The sequence below is a fragment of the Roseovarius amoyensis genome, from assembly GCF_003260265.1.
GTDB lineage: Bacteria > Pseudomonadota > Alphaproteobacteria > Rhodobacterales > Rhodobacteraceae > Roseovarius > Roseovarius amoyensis.
On sequence record NZ_QITQ01000001.1, the window covers coordinates 58,550 to 72,641 of the forward strand.

11 protein-coding genes are annotated in these 14,092 nt (G+C 66.9%); 4 read left to right on the forward strand and 7 right to left on the reverse strand.

The genetic code is table 11. The annotated features are described in order from the left end of the window. Positions 1-10: 10 nt before the first annotated feature. A complete protein-coding gene (locus DL899_RS00260) occupies positions 11-1,279 on the reverse strand; it encodes a branched-chain amino acid ABC transporter permease (RefSeq protein ID WP_111731764.1) in 1,269 nt (422 codons plus the stop codon). 95 nt (positions 1,280-1,374) lie between these two features. Continuing rightward, positions 1,375-2,607 carry an ABC transporter substrate-binding protein gene (locus tag DL899_RS00265; protein ID WP_111731765.1) on the reverse strand — a complete coding sequence of 411 codons (1,233 nt, stop codon included), beginning with the start codon at positions 2,605-2,607 and terminating at the stop codon, positions 1,375-1,377. Between the two features lie 135 nt (positions 2,608-2,742). On the opposite strand from DL899_RS00265, the gene DL899_RS00270 reads away from it, so the two are divergent. The 4 genes from DL899_RS00270 (at position 2,743) to DL899_RS00285 (ending at position 8,125) form a co-directional block, all read left to right on the forward strand. After that, positions 2,743-3,750, forward strand: a complete 1,008-nt coding sequence (locus DL899_RS00270; protein ID WP_239494566.1) for a LysR family transcriptional regulator — start codon at positions 2,743-2,745, stop codon at positions 3,748-3,750. Continuing rightward, the gene (locus tag DL899_RS00275) at positions 3,747-4,496 is read left to right on the forward strand and encodes a helix-turn-helix domain-containing protein (protein WP_111731767.1); all 750 of its coding nucleotides are present in this window, start codon (positions 3,747-3,749) and stop codon (positions 4,494-4,496) included. Before DL899_RS00270 ends, DL899_RS00275 begins: the two co-directional genes overlap by 4 nt. A 117-nt stretch (positions 4,497-4,613) precedes the next feature. After that, complete coding sequence (locus tag DL899_RS00280; RefSeq protein ID WP_162685444.1) at positions 4,614-7,016, forward strand: Hint domain-containing protein; 2,403 nt, start codon at positions 4,614-4,616, stop codon at positions 7,014-7,016. Positions 7,017-7,441: 425 nt separating this feature from the next. After that, positions 7,442-8,125, forward strand: a complete 684-nt coding sequence (locus tag DL899_RS00285) for a M48 family metallopeptidase (RefSeq protein ID WP_111731769.1) — start codon at positions 7,442-7,444, stop codon at positions 8,123-8,125. Between the two features lie 185 nt (positions 8,126-8,310). Here the strand turns inward: DL899_RS00285 and DL899_RS00290 are convergent, their stop codons facing one another. The 5 genes from DL899_RS00290 to DL899_RS00310 form a co-directional block, all read right to left on the reverse strand. Then, a complete protein-coding gene (locus DL899_RS00290) occupies positions 8,311-8,859 on the reverse strand; it encodes an RSP_2648 family PIN domain-containing protein (RefSeq protein ID WP_111731770.1) in 549 nt (182 codons plus the stop codon). Between the two features lie 8 nt (positions 8,860-8,867). Then, a complete protein-coding gene (locus DL899_RS00295; RefSeq protein ID WP_111731771.1) occupies positions 8,868-10,070 on the reverse strand; it encodes an RSP_2647 family RNA methyltransferase in 1,203 nt (400 codons plus the stop codon). A gap of 37 nt (positions 10,071-10,107) precedes the next feature. Beyond that, the gene (locus tag DL899_RS00300; protein ID WP_111731772.1) at positions 10,108-10,776 is read right to left on the reverse strand and encodes a DUF6778 family protein; all 669 of its coding nucleotides are present in this window, start codon (positions 10,774-10,776) and stop codon (positions 10,108-10,110) included. A 163-nt stretch (positions 10,777-10,939) separates the two neighbouring features. After that, positions 10,940-11,215 carry a hypothetical protein gene (locus DL899_RS00305; protein ID WP_111731773.1) on the reverse strand — a complete coding sequence of 92 codons (276 nt, stop codon included), beginning with the start codon at positions 11,213-11,215 and terminating at the stop codon, positions 10,940-10,942. Next, the gene (locus tag DL899_RS00310) at positions 11,212-14,016 is read right to left on the reverse strand and encodes a [protein-PII] uridylyltransferase family protein (RefSeq protein WP_111731774.1); all 2,805 of its coding nucleotides are present in this window, start codon (positions 14,014-14,016) and stop codon (positions 11,212-11,214) included. Before DL899_RS00310 ends, DL899_RS00305 begins: the two co-directional genes overlap by 4 nt. Between the last annotated feature and the right edge of the window lie 76 nt (positions 14,017-14,092).

Consider the following 14,092-nt stretch of genomic DNA (forward strand, 5'->3'; position numbering starts at 1 on the left):
CACATCCCCCTCAAAGCTGGCCGTGTGAGCCGCTGGCGAAGCGGCGGCCGAACATGCCGGTCGGGCGCAACAGCAGCGTCAGCGTCAGCACGATCATCCCGTAGGCGGGGATGTAACTTGCCGCCTTTTGCGCGTCGGGGATGCAGCCGGTGCCGGCGGCCTCGACCAGACCCACCATGATGCCGCCGACGAAGGCGCCGGGCAGCGAGCCCAGCCCCCCCAGCACCACGATCACGAAAGACCGCATCGCCGGGATCGCACCGACCTGCGGCAGCCAGGAAAACGCCTGCACCAGCAGCGCCCCCGCCAGCGCGGCAATCATGCCGCCCAGCGCGAATGCCAGCATGTTCATGCGGTCGGGGCTGATGCCGGCGATGGCGGCGGCCTCGCGGTCCTGGCTGACGGCGCGCAGCGCCTTGCCGGTCCAGGTGCGGTGCATGAAGTACAAGAGCGCCAGCAGCACCAGGATACAGGTGACGGCGGCGCTCAGGCGGGGGCTGGATATGGTGACCTGCTCGAACAGCGTCATGCTGCCGCGGCTGGTCTTGATCCAGACCAGATCAGCCTCGGCCGGAAAGCGAAAGCGCGGGAATTCGACATAGCGCTGCACCTTGACCGGGCTCGCACCGGCGACCGCCTGCACAAAGTATTGCAGGGTAAAGGCCAGGCCGAAGGTGACGAGGATACCGTATTCGACCGGGCGGTCGATCTTGCCGTGATACATCGGCGTCAGCATCAGCCGCTCGAACACCGCGCCGATAACAAAGGCCACGGCGCAGGCGCCCAGCACCCCGATCAGCGGGTTGACCCCGGGCATCAATACCTCGGTGATCCAGTAAACCAGCATGCCGCCGATCATGTAGAATTCGCCATGCGCAAAGCTGACGACGCCGAGGATCGAAAAGATCAACGACAGCCCCAGCGCCATGAACCCGTAGATAATGCCGATGATCAGCCCGTTCACCACCTGGCTGGCCACGAAGCCGCCCGAGGTGACGCAGATATTGTCGGGATCGGCAAAGCTGAACGTGACCGCGATGATCAACACCGCCAGCAGCGCCAGTGCGGTGCTCAGGTATCCCGACGCGCGCGGCGTGCCGGCCCAGACCGCGGCTATGCCCACCGGCCCCAGCGCAGCGCCAGCCATGGTGCCAATGAAGGTTGCGTTCGATGTGTCGAGGTCGCGGGCCAGATAGCGGCGCCGGATCAGGATGCTTCCGGACACGCCCCAGAATATCATCCAGCCCAGAACGCCCCAGAAGAGCACAGGAAATTCCAAGGTCACCCCCTCGAATGAACCGGGTTCATATCCCGGCCTCGTATGTCGGTGCGCCCGGGCGCTGTCAGCGGCGCCCGGGCGTGATCGGTATCAGGTCACTGGTGGACAAAGACCGGTTCGGTCGTCTTGTAGGCATCCGGATAGACGATCGCGGCCGATGTCGAATCCTGTCCCTCGTCCTGGTACTGGATCATGGTCAGCGCCGGGTCGGGCCACTGGTGCCACCACTCGTCGCCCTTGCCATCCTCAGAGGGGTCTTTCTGCGTGCCGTAGGGGAAATAGATCCGCCCCAGCGTGCCTTCGTGCACGATCCCTTCCAGCGCCGCGACGATGGCGTCGCCGTCGGTCGATCCGGCCTCGCCGATCGCCTGCGCGATGACGGCGATGGAGTCATATGCCTCCATCGCATAGCTTTCCACGTCCGACTTGCCCATCCGCTCTTTGTACTTGGCGGCAAAGGCGCGGCCCTTGTCGCTGAACTGGGTTTCGGGCACGCCGATACGCTGGACAAAGGCATATTGCCCGTCGGGTACGTTCTGCCAGTAGGCGCCTGATTCCAGCGCGTCCTGCCCGGTGACGAATGGCATGTCGAGCGGCCCGATACCGGCATCCGCCGCCTGTTGGGTAAAGTTGTAGGCCGCCTCGCCCGTGACCAGGGTGATGATCATGTCGGGGTTCTCGGCCTTGATCCGCTGGACGATGCCGGCATAGTCCTGGGTGCCGATATCGACCGAGAAGGTCACGCTTTCAACGCCCCCGGTTTCCAGCCCGCGCGCGGTTTCCTGCGAGGCGGGAATGCCATAGTCGGTGTTCTCGGTCAGGATCGCGACCTTCTTGACGTCCGGCACGGTCAGGGCGAATTGCCAGATCGTGGCCGAGGCCCAGGAACTGAGCGGCGCGATGCGGAAAATGTATTTCTGCTTGTCGCCGGTAATGGTGTCGTTCCAGGTCTCGGCAAAGACGACCGGCACGCCACGGGCGTCGGCCACGTCCTTGGACGCCACGCCGACCGAGCTGTGATAGCCCCCGCCGACAGCCGCGACGCCATCCTGCGCGATCAGCTTTTCCATGATCGCGGTGGCTTTTTCCGGCAGACCTTCGGAATCGCCGATCACCACCTTGATGTCGCAGCCCAGCACGCCGCCGGCCGCGTTGATGTCTTCCTCGGCGATCAGCATCGCCTCGCGCATTGCCTCTCCGCCGACCACGGTGCCGGGGGCCGACAGCGGCGCGATGCCGCCGATCTTGATGGGGCAGTCCACCGCATAGGCACCCGTCGCCAAAAGCGCACCGGCCGCGGTGGCGGCCAGCAATCTGAAGGTTGTCATCTAGTTCTCTCCCGTTGGTTCTGGCCCTCTTCCGCCGGGGCCTCACATGACAAACTATTGCAGTGCCGGGCGAAATCCCCCAAATTGATAATACCTATCCGACACATAGACAGGAATGATGCCCCCTTGACGAGAGTGCCCGACAAGTTCGTCACCAACCTCGACTGGAATTTGCTGCGCACCTTCGTGGTGATCGTCGAAGAGGGGGGCATCACCGCCGCGGCGACCCGGCTGTTGCGCCGCCAGCCCACGGTTTCGGCGGCGCTGGCGCGGCTCGAGGCACATCTTGGCAACCGGCTGATCGAACGTGGCGGCGGCACCTTTCGGCTGACGACGGCGGGGCGCGCGCTCTACCGCGAATGCACCGAGATATACGGCGCGGTGGCGCGGCTGGGCGATTTGACGCAGGCCGCCACCAAGTACCTGACCGGCCATGTCCAGATCCTGCTGGCCAGCTATGTCGTCACTCCGATTCTCGACCGCACGCTGGCGGATTTTCACCGCATCTATCCGGACGTGACGTTCGAGATCCGCGTCGAGACCAGCCGCGAGGTGCTGAGCGGCGTGATGGACAAGACCGCGCCGTTGGGCATCTGCCTGCTGAACCGCCACCCCGCCCGCCTGAACGTCGATCATATCTACCGCGAATATTTCGGGTTCTTCTGCGGCCCGCCGCACCCGCTGTATGGGCGCAAAGAGCTGGAAATCGGCGATTTGCGCGGCCTTGCGGCGGTGTCGTTCGACACCGACAGCATGGATGACGCCCTGCGCCCCGTGGCGATCTTTCGCCGCGACAACGAGCTGGACCAGAATATCGTCGGCAGCTCCAGCCACCTGGAAGAGGTGCGCCGCATGATCGCCTGCGGGCTGGGCATCGGCCCGCTGCCACTGCATGTCGTGCGCCAGGACATCACGGCGGGCACGCTGTGGCGGCTGCCGCCCTACGCATCGCCGCCCGCGGTCGACATTCACCTGGTGACGAACCCCGCCAGCCGGTTAAGCCGGGCCGAGGCCAAGTTTATCAACGTGCTCAAGCGCGGGATCGCCGCCGCCAGCCTGGCCGAACGCACCTATGACGGGACCTTGCCCGCAACGCTGCCGCGCGATGCCGGGGCAGCCGCGCAAAGCAGGGCCGGCAAATGAGCGACGACAGCGGCAAGGGCCGCCCCCCCGCCCCGGTCACGGGATCGGCCGGCAGGGCGCTGCTGGTGCTGCGGCTGGTGCTGGAACATGGCCCCGTTTCGCCACAACGGCTGACCGAGCTGAGCGGCCTGAGCCGCACCGCCGTGCACCGCGCCATCCACGCCCTGATCGAAGGCGGCTTCGTCCGTTACCAGCTGGGCAAGATGCACGTCATCGGCACCGCCGGGATGCGCGACCGGGTGCAAGGCGCGTTCTTCAGCCCGCCCGGCATCGACGCGATATCCAGGGCCGTGGATGCGGCGCTCAAGGGTCGGCGAACGCAGTGCGACATCGCGGTGCTGCCGCGCGATGGCGAGGTTGCCCTGGTCGAAACCACCGCCCCCGGCGAAATTCCCGAGACCGACTTTTTCGAAAGCGACCTGGTGTCGGTGCTGCTGGCGCATTTCGAACCCGTCGACGTCACCCGCATAACCGCCCGGACGCTGCGCGATACCGGCGGCGCGGCGCGGGTCGGGTCAGAATTTCTCGACCGTTACCGACAGGCCCATTACCAGGGCTACCTGTGGAACGGCCCCGAGGGCACGCTCTGCGTCCGCCTGAACACAGAGCCCGAACGGGCGGTGGCGATTCGGCTGTTCGCACGCGGAACCGCCCGGCTGCGGCAGCGCGATTGTGTCGAGATTGTGCGTGAAATGGGGCATACCCTGCCTGAAATGTTTCCAAATCTCGCCACAATCACCAACTGATTTCATTATACGGAATGACGCGTTTGTTTCTGGCGCGACTCTCGGCTACTAAGATCGCGTCATATGAGTAACGCGCCGCCGCCAGGCTGGCCGATCATCAGTATAAAGGAATGCATCATGGCCCCGACCAACAACCCCGGCATCGTCGACGGTGAGAACACCGGCGAAGACATGGGTCTCGGCTACGACGACTCCAACCCGCCCACCGACCAGGGCGGCGACCAGATCACCGATGGCGACGATACCATCTACGGCAACGGCGGCGATGACACCATCGACGGTGCCGGCGGCGACGACCTGATCTATGGCGGCAGCGGCGGCGGCGAAACCTCGCCCATCACCATCACCGTTGATGAAAGCGAAGCGGCGTTCGACAACCAGCTCTTCGTCTACACGATTGACCCGGTCACCGGGGCCATTTCCAACCAGCAGCTGCTGTCGGCCAACGTCAAGGACGACCTCGGCACCACATTCACCTATGACGCCGCCCCCGGCGCGGTGATCGGTGTCGGCATCATCAGCCCCGAAGGCACGTATTATTCGTCAGGCTACGGCGCCAATGTCGGGCTCAACACCGATGGCCTGCCGCATACCGGCCTGATCGATCAGGCGCCTGACGGCGCGGTCACATTGGGGTTCGAGGACCGCGACAACCTGGGCGACTCGGATTTCGACGACGTCATCGTCACCGTCGACCTGGGCACCTCGGGCGCCTCGCTCGACAACTGTCATGTCACCTATACCTCCGATCCTTCCTCGGGCGGCAGCGACGGCAATGACGTCATCGACGGCAACATCGGCGACGACACCATCTATGGCGAAGGCGGCGACGACACGCTGAGCGGCAACGAGGGCGACGACGTCATCGACGGCGGCACCGGCAACGACGTGGTCGATGGCGGGCCGGGCGACGACACCCTGACCGGCGGACAGGGCGATGACACCATCACCGGCGGCGACGGAAATGACGTGGTCGTGGACATGGATGGCGACAACGTCATCGACACCTCGTCTGACGCCGGCACCTCGGCCCTGCCCGACCTGGGCTATCCGGGGCTCTTCCCTGCCGATGGCGACCCCGATGACGACCGCGATTCGGTGACCACCGGTTCTGGCAACGACCACATCACCACGGGCGACGACGCCGACACCATCGTGTCGGGCGGCGGCAACGACACCATCAACGCCGGTATCGACGCCGACGAGATTTACGGCGGCCGCGGCGATGACCTGATCACCTCGGGCGAGGGGTCGGATTTCGTCGAGGGCGGCAGCGGCAACGACACCATCTATGGCGGTCTCGGGCCCAGCTATCCCGACGAACTGAACATCACCGACGACGACACCGGGCTTCCCAGCCCCGACCAGGTGACCAACAACGGCATGGACACCATCTTTGCCGGCCTGGGCGACGACGTGGTCTATGGCGAGGATGACGACGACGAAATCCACGGCCAGGGCGGCAACGACTACCTGGATGGCGGGATCGACGACGACACCATCCACGGCGGCGAGGGCGAAGACACGCTGATCGGCGGCCAGGGCGACGACAGTCTGACCGGCGGGCGCGATGACGACGTCATGACCGGCGGCGACGGCAATGACGTCTTTGTCGAATTCGGCAACGACGGCGCCGACACCGTCACCGATTTCGGCGTCGGCGATACCGGGCCGATCAATGACGGCGACCAGACCAACAACGACTTCATCAACCTGCACGGGTTCTACAACAGCTCTACCCTGGCCGACGTCAACGCCGCCGGCGGCGACTTTGACAGCGCGCTGGAAATGCTGCGCGCCGACGCCGAGGATGGCCATATCGATGGTGAGATCGGCGGCACCGACTATTCCGCCCAGATCGGCGAGGTCGACGTGACCTTGCAGGATGGCAGCGGCGGGGCCGTCACCGGGTCGGACCTGACCTATGACAACACCAACGTCCCCTGTTTCGTCGGCGGCACGCTGATTGCCACACGGCACGGCTCTGTCCCGGTTGAGGAACTCAAGGTTGGCGACGAAGTGATCACCATGGATCACGGTTTCCAGAAGATCCGCTGGATCGGCTCCACCACGGTGCCCGCCACGGGCCGTCTGGCCCCGGTGGTGATCCGTCGCGGCGCCATGGGCAATGAGCGCGACCTGCGCGTGTCGCCCCAGCACCGGATGCTGGTACGCGGATGGCATGTCGAACTGATGTTCGGCCGGCAAGAGGCGCTGGTGCCCGCCAAGGCGCTGATCAACGACAAGACGGTGTTCCAGCTCGAAGGCGGCAACGTGGACTATTTCCACATCCTCTTCGACCAGCACGAGCTGATCTATGCCGAGGGCATCCCCTCGGAAAGCTTCCACCCCGGCCATGTCGGTCTGGGCGCCTTTGCCGAGGGCGCGCGCGACGAAATCCTGGCGCTGTTCCCCGAACTGCGCGAGGACGCCACCGCCTATTCCAAGCCGGTGCGCCCGACGCTGAAGGTGCGCGAGGCACGGGTGCTGGCGGAAAACCCAGAACTTATGCAAGAGTAAGCGCGGCCGCGCTTTGGTTAACTAGTTGGGGGGCGCCCGTTTCGGGCGCCCCCTTTTTTGTGCACCGAAACTTTCGTGCCCCGAAACACCCTGGCCCACCGCCAAGATATGCCCTGAACGCGCCCCACACCGCCCCCAGGGACAAAGGTGAATGTTCGCCACACGTTTTAGGGGAATCCTGGGCAGAATTGCGGAAATTCCTTCCCTTTATGACCGCGCCGGCGCCCTATTCCCGCTCGGATCAGATGGCAGATTGTCAGATGTCAGTTACGAGTACATTCGATTGAAGAGTTGCCCGCGCGGGGCAGACATATCCCAAGGCCCCCAGCCCCGCGCGGGAATTTCCGGTTCCCCCCCCCAACTGCACCTCTTACGCCCCTTTGCGGCGGCTTGCCGGGCCGGGTCCCCTGCCCCATATTCGGGGGATGCTCAAGTTTACCCCGATCCTGCTGGCCCTGTTGTATGCCCTCGCCATGTACCGTTTTTCGGTCTGGCGCACGCGGGGCGAGTTGAACGCGCGCTCGACCGAGCTGGCCGATCCGCGCCTCAAGCAGGTGGTCGACAGGCTGGCGCGCGTGCTTGATCTGCCGCGCATTCCCGTCATGATCTACGAGATCGACCCGGTGAACGGCCTGGCCGACCCCGACGGGCGCATCTTCATCACCCGTGGCTTTTACCGCAAGTTCCAGCAGGGCGAGATCAGCGCCGAGGAGATGGCCAGCGTGATCGCGCACGAGATGGGCCATGTGGCGCTGGGCCATGCGCGGCGGCGGATGATCGACTTTTCCGGGCAGAACGCGCTGCGCACGGCGCTGGCAATGGTGCTGTCGCGGTTCCTGCCCGGCATCGGCATCTGGATCGCCAATGGCCTGACCACGCTGCTGGCGGCGCGGCTGTCGCGCGGCGACGAATACGAGGCCGACGAATACGCCGCCGCGCTGCTGACCAAGGCGGGCATCGGCACCGGGGCGCAGAAATCGCTGTTCACCAAGCTCGATGCACTTACCCATGCCCGATCCGGCGCGGCACCCGCCTGGCTGATGAGCCACCCCAAGACGCAAGAACGCATCGCCGCGATAGAGGCGCTTGAGGCAAAATGGGGCACCTGAGCAGGGTTCGGGGCTGATCGCAATCCGGTCAGGTTTCCCTGCTCGACGCCCCCGGGTCAAACCGTTGCCATGCGCATCGCATGCGACCGGGTTTAACCCGCCCCGGGCTTGACCCGGGGCCTCGGCTCAACCGGCGACAGTGGGGCCCCGGGTCAAGCCCGGGGCGCATGCACAAAGGGATTACCCTAACCGCCGCCCTCCAGCGCCTTGCCCAAGCGCGGCATTTTCGCCTTTTTCAGCAGCGCGCGCATTGTCCAGCCGCCCTCCGACAGGCGCCGCGCCTCGGCCAGAACGGCCTGCGCGGTTTCCTCGACCGGGGCCGGCGCGGCCTTCCACAGGCCCAGCAGGAACGCATCAGGATCGGCCCGCGAAAGCCCCTCTTCGGCCAGCACGCCACGGGGAAAATCGCGCGCGTTCAGCGTGATGATCAGGTCGGCCGACCCCGCCACTGCCGCCGCCAACACGTGGATGTCGGCCGGGTCGGGCAGCCACAGGCGGGATTCCAGCGATCGCGGCACCGCAACCTCTGCCCGTGGCCAGTCGCGCCTTAACAGCACCGCCTCAGCCTCGGCCTGCGCTACGGCGTCGGGGCCCAGCTTGCGGGCGGCGTGCTGCCACTCGGCCACGATGCGCGCCGACCACAGCGGCGTGAACGCCCCGCGCGCCGCCACGCCCAGCAGCATCTGCCGCATCACGGTTGGATAGATCACGCAGGCATCCAGCAGCGCCTTCATGACCCCGCTCACAGCCGAAAGAACAGCGCCTTGAGATACGCGCTCTCGGCCAGATAGGGATGCTGGGGATGGTCCGGCCCGGCAAAGCCGGTATGGATCAGCGGCCCCTTGCGCCCGGCCCGCCCGATCCCGCGCAATGACGCAGTGCGAAAACGCCCCAGGTCGGCCGCGTGCGAACACGAACACAGCCCCAGGATGCCGCCCTCGGCCACCAGCGGCGCGGCCAGCCGCGCCAGCCGCTCATACGCCCTCAGCCCGGCCTCGAGCGCGGGCTTGTTGGACGCGAATGCCGGCGGATCGCAGATCACCACGTCGAAACGCGCGCCCTCTTCGCCCAGTGCGGAAAGCGCGTCAAAGGCATCCGCGCGGCGGGTCTCGAACCGGTCCGCGACACCGCTGCGCGCCGCGCCTTCGCACGCCAGTTCCAGCGCCGGGGCCGATCCGTCAACCGCCAGCGCGCTTTGGGCGCCGGCGGCCAGCGCCGCCAGGGAAAAGCCGCCGACATGGGCGAACACATCCAGCACCCGTGCGCCATTCGCCGCCCGCGCCGCAAAGGCATGGTTGGGCCGCTGGTCATAAAAAAGGCCGGTCTTTTGCCCGCCGGTCAGGTCGGCCATGTAGACCGCCCCGTTCATCGGCACCGGCACCGCGCCCTCCGGCGCCGTTCCCGCCAGCACGGCGCTGACATCGTCCAGCCCTTCCAGCGCGCGGGCACGCCCGGCGGCGTTCTTGAGCACGGTTTCGACCCCAGTTACCTGCCTGAGCGCCGCCACAAGGTCGGGCAGCATCCGGTCCGCCCAGGCGGCGTTGGGCTGGATCACCGCCACGTCGCCGAAACGGTCGATCACCACGCCGGGCAGGCCATCACCCTCGGCATGGACAAGGCGATAGAACGGCGCGTCGTAAAGCCGTTCCCGCAGCGCCAGCGCCGCGCCGAGCCGGTCCACCAGCCAGGGCAGCGCGATCTCCGCGCCGGCATCAAGATCTAGCACCCGCGCCATGATCTTTGAGGCGGGATTGACCGCCACCACCGCCATCGGCTCTCGTCCGGCGTCCTCGAGCACGGCAATGGTGCCGGGGGCAAGCGCCTTGGTGCGCCGGTCGGTGACCAGTTCGTTGTCATAAATCCACGGCCGCCCGTGGCGGATGGCACGGGCGTCGGTTCTGGGCCGCAGGCGGATCACGGGCAAGGATGAAGAAGGCAGCGTCATGCCGCCCCCTTACGGGGTTTGCCCGCCGCGGAAAAGATCAGAGTTGGTTGAGCGCCCCGATCAGGCCCAGATTGGCCGCGTGATAACCTTGGGGGTCGGCCAGCTCGGTCCGGATCACCTGCGCCAGGTGGCGGGTGATGCGCACCTTTTGGGTCAGGCCCTGCGCCTCGGCGCGGGCTGCCTCCTGTCCGCCCAGCGCCTTGAAATCCGCCTTGACGAATTTGGGTTCACCCAGCGGCGCACCGGTCTCGGCGTCGCGCATCTGCATGGTGAACTGGATCGCATGCACCCCGCCTGTGCTGCGGCGAGCCTTTTCAGTCAGGGCGTGAAAGCGTGAGACTTCGATATCGAGCACGGCCGCGCGGCCGGTATCGCCCAGCCCGCGCACGCCCTCCATGATGCCCGCCTCGACGACGCGGCGCACCTGTTCATGGCGGTCGCCCTTGGGGTCTTCGCGCCAGACGATATCGCCACCGGGATAGAAGCGGTTGGCCTCTGATACTGTCAGCTCTCGTGGCACGCGGACGCGCACCGACGCGATGTGCATGGCCTCCGGCGCGATCAGCCGGCCCGGCTGCGACGCCTCGTCCGCTGTTCCCTGCCCCGGCACCGGCGCGTTGCGCGATGCCTGTTCGACCGGCGCGCCGGCACAGGCGCTCAGCGCCAGGCCAGCCGCCAGCGCGGCGATGGTTGCAAATGTCCTCATTGTCCCGACCTCCGTTCGGCCCTGCCCGTATCCCGGGCTTGCGGAGCGGCGCGCAGACGAGTGCCGCGCGCACGATCCCTTGATCGGCGAACAGGATCGTCCGGCATTCTGACGCATTTTAGGCAAAAGCCGTTCTTTACCGCGTCCCCGCGCGGGCGCCCGGTCAGTCGCGGTTGCGCGACCGCCAGCCGCCGCGACGACGCGGAGTTTCGGCGCGTTCCAGCCCCTGGCGCAGAACCGAAGTCATCGGGTGGTCGGGGAAATCCGCCGCGTGCCGGGACAGGTAGATGTTGATCGCCGTGCCCACATCCTGCCCGTCGGGCAGCGACAGCGCCCAGTCCAGAAAGATCGACCGGCACTCTGCCTCGGGAATGCCGTCGATACGATAGGCCTCGTGTATGAGCCCCTTGGCATCCAGCGGATCGCGTGTCCTGCTCATTCCTGCTTCCCTTCATACCCTGCCAGCGCGGCGTCGATCACCGCCGCCGCCCGGCCTGTCGCCTCTTCCAGTTCCACCTGCGCATCGGCCAGCGTTTCCGCGCCCGTGGCGCGCAGCAGGAACGCCAGCGCGCCCTCGCCCATGCCCTTGGGGTCAAGCGGCCGGTCGGACAGCAGACGCGCCGCCTGCAACACGGCCCGGCAAAGCCGAAAGGCGCGCGCCAACGCGTCCCTGCCGGCGTCATCCAGCCACCCACAAGCGACACATGCGTCAAGTCCGGCCATCACGTCGCGGGCCGGTTCGGCCGCCATCAGGCTGCCGGCCTGCGCCACCAGCTCGATCTCCTGCAACCGGCCGGGGCCGAGCTTGGTATCCCACGGCCCCGCCGGGTGCTTGGCCTCGGCGACGCGGCGGCGCATGTCGGCCACCCCCGGCAGCACGCGGTCCCGCGCGCCCTTTTCCGCCAGCAGGGCACGGCGGAACTCCTCGACATCGCGGGCCAGATCATCCGGCCCCGCCAGCACGCGGGCGCGGGTCAGCGCCAGATGTTCCCACACCCACGCCTCGTTGCGCTGATAGTCCCGGAACGCGCCCCAGCCTGTCGCAACCGGCCCCTGGTTGCCCGACGGCCGCAGCCGCATGTCGACCTCGTAAAGGCGCCCCTCGGCCATCGGCACGCTGAGCGCGGTGATCAGCGCCTGGGTGAGGCGGGCGTAATAGGTGCGCGACGCCAGCGGGCGGCGGCCCTCTGACGCCTCGACGCCATCAGCATCGTAGATCACGATCAGGTCCAGGTCGGAGCCCGCATTCAGCCGCCCGGCGCCCAGCGAGCCCATTCCGACCACCACCGCGCCGCGCCCCGGCGGGGTGCCATGCTTGGTTGCGAACTGCGCGACGACCACCGGCCACAGCGCCCCGATCACCGCCGCCGCAAGATCGGCATATTGCGCGCCGGTCTCGGCCGTGCCGGTCAGCCCGCGCAGATGATGCACGCCGATGCGGAAATGCCATTCCTTGGCCCAGCGCCGTGCGGTGTCGAGCTTGCGTTCGTAATCCTCTTCATGCGCCAGCCGCTCTGCCAGATCCGCCTGCAAGACGGCATCGCCCGGCCAGGGGGCAAAGAAATCCCCCGCGATAACCGCGTCCAGAACCCCCGCATTCTGCGACAGATATTCCGCCAGCCGGGGCGAAGTGCCGGCGACGTCGATCAGCAGATCGACCAGGTGCGGATTGGCTTCGAACAGGGAAAGAACCTGAACTCCGGCCGGCAACCCCCTGAGAAAGCTGTCAAACGTCAGCAGCGCCTGCGCGGGTTCCACCGCCCGGGCCAGCCGGGACAGAATCTCGGGCCTGAGGCGGTTGAATATCTCCACAGCCCGGGTCGAACGCAGCGCCGGGTAGTCGGGCCAGCGCGCGATGATCTCTGGGTCCAGCCCGGCATCGGGCGCGGGCGCCGGGTCCGATGCGCCCCCTTGGGCATCGCAAGGGGCGAAAAAACTCTCGATCGTGTCATGCACCTCTGACAGTCGGTCACGCAGGTCTGCCTCCAGCCCGCCTTGGTCGCGGTCCATGAAGGCCGCAAGGCGCGCGAACTCTTCGTCCGTCGTGGGCAGCTTGTGGGTCTGCTCGTCGCGCAGCATCTGCAAGCGGTGCTCGACCTCGCGGTGAAAGCGGTAATGCCCGGCCAGCATCCCGGCCACATCCCCCGGCACCCAGCCCTGTTCGGCCAGCCGTTCCAGCCCCTCGCAGGTGCCGCGCACCCGCAGATCGGGGTCGCGCCCGCCCGCGATCAACTGCCGTGTCTGGGTAAAGAACTCGATCTCGCGGATGCCGCCCCGGCCCAGCTTCATGTCATGGCCGGGCAGGTTCAGCGCCCCGCCCACGCCCTTGTGGGCACGGATGCGCAGGCGCATGTTGTGGGCGTCCTCGATGGCGGCGAAATCCAGGTGCTTGCGCCACACGAACGGCCGCAACACGTCGAGAAACCGTTCACCGGCCGCGATGTCGCCGGCGGCGGGACGCGCCTTGATATAGGCGGCGCGTTCCCATGTGCGCCCAAGGCTTTCGTAATAGGTTTCCGCCGCCGCCATCGCCATGCAGACCGGCGTGACCGAAGGGTCGGGACGCAGCCGCAGATCGGTGCGAAAGACATAGCCCTCGGGCGTGCGGTCACCCAGATGGGCAGCCATCTTGCGCGTTGCCCGCACGAAGGCCGACCGCGCATCGTGAAAATCGTCACGCTCGAACCGGGTTTCATCAAACAGGCAGATCAGGTCGATGTCCGAGCTGTAGTTCAGCTCTCCCGCGCCCATCTTGCCCATCGCAAGCACCACCATGCCACCGGCCTCGGCCAGGTCGGCCTCGCCCATGCCGGGCAGCTTGCCGCGCCGTATCTCGGGCTCCAGCCCCGCTCGCAGCGCCACGCCCACTGCCAGGTCGGCGAATTGGGTCAGCCGGCCTGTCACCTCTTCCAGCGGCCAGACGCCCGCCAGATCGGCCAGCGCAAGCAGCAGCGCCACCCGCCGCTTGGCCTGCCTCAGCGCCACGGGCGCCGCGTCCGGCGCTGCCTCGCCCGCCTCTGCCAGCACCGCATCGAACGCCGCCTCTGGGTCGGACAGCGCCTCTTCCAGCCAGTCACGTTCCCCCTCGACCAGCCCTTTCAGAAAGGGGCTGCATCCGGCCGCGCCCTCGATCAGATCGGCCAGTTCCGGCGCCAGCCCTGCGGCCAGCGCGCGCGCCTCGTCCCCCTGTTCGGGGTCATACGGGCGGGGACAGCGGGTCATGCGGGGTACGAATTTCATTTCGCCAGTGATACAAGAGCGGCCGGGCTGGTCAATGCCACCGGTTCGGTCCAGGCAAAGACCATGACGAGAAAGG

Bases quoted from the DNA above. Each gene is read 5' to 3' on its own strand.
- DL899_RS00265 (WP_111731765.1), bottom strand. From the start codon at position 2,607: ATGACAACCTTCAGATTGCTGGCCGCCACCGCGGCCGGTGCGCTTTTG.
- DL899_RS00275 (WP_111731767.1), top strand. From the start codon at position 3,747: ATGAGCGACGACAGCGGCAAGGGCCGCCCCCCCGCCCCGGTCACGGGA.
- DL899_RS00280 (WP_162685444.1), top strand. From the start codon at position 4,614: ATGGCCCCGACCAACAACCCCGGCATCGTCGACGGTGAGAACACCGGC.
- DL899_RS00285 (WP_111731769.1), top strand. From the start codon at position 7,442: ATGCTCAAGTTTACCCCGATCCTGCTGGCCCTGTTGTATGCCCTCGCC.
- DL899_RS00290 (WP_111731770.1), bottom strand. From the start codon at position 8,859: ATGAAGGCGCTGCTGGATGCCTGCGTGATCTATCCAACCGTGATGCGG.
- DL899_RS00295 (WP_111731771.1), bottom strand. From the start codon at position 10,070: ATGACGCTGCCTTCTTCATCCTTGCCCGTGATCCGCCTGCGGCCCAGA.
- DL899_RS00300 (WP_111731772.1), bottom strand. From the start codon at position 10,776: ATGAGGACATTTGCAACCATCGCCGCGCTGGCGGCTGGCCTGGCGCTG.
- DL899_RS00305 (WP_111731773.1), bottom strand. From the start codon at position 11,215: ATGAGCAGGACACGCGATCCGCTGGATGCCAAGGGGCTCATACACGAG.
- DL899_RS00310 (WP_111731774.1), bottom strand. From the start codon at position 14,016: ATGAAATTCGTACCCCGCATGACCCGCTGTCCCCGCCCGTATGACCCC.